Below are 282 nucleotides of genomic sequence, written 5' to 3'. Positions count from 1 at the left end.
ACGACGGGTGCACGCGGTCTTCTTCAAGCCCGGCAAGGAGGACCCACCTCATACGCCCCACGAGCCGCCGTGGCTGATGCGTGCGCCGGTGGCGCTGCTGGTGGCATTATGCGTGATCGTCGGCCTGGTGCCGGTACTGGCCGAGGGGCTGCTGGGCCTGGCCGTGGAGGCGGTGCTTGGCGCACCTCTCGACTTCCACCTGGCGATCTGGCACGGCCTGAATCTGCCGCTAGCGATGAGTGCGCTGGCCCTGGTGGCCGGAATCACGGCCTACCGGCGTCA

Annotated in this window: 1 pseudogene; it reads left to right on the top strand. The window is 68.8% G+C overall.

From position 1 onward, the window contains the following. Positions 1-282, top strand: a pseudogene (locus tag H2O73_RS20940) (hypothetical protein); the annotation flags it as partial.

Source organism: Vibrio marinisediminis (assembly GCF_014050145.1).
Lineage (GTDB): Bacteria > Pseudomonadota > Gammaproteobacteria > Enterobacterales > Vibrionaceae > Vibrio > Vibrio marinisediminis.
The sequence above is the reverse complement of the archived record's forward strand: the minus strand, read 5'-3'. Positions and strand labels throughout refer to the sequence as shown.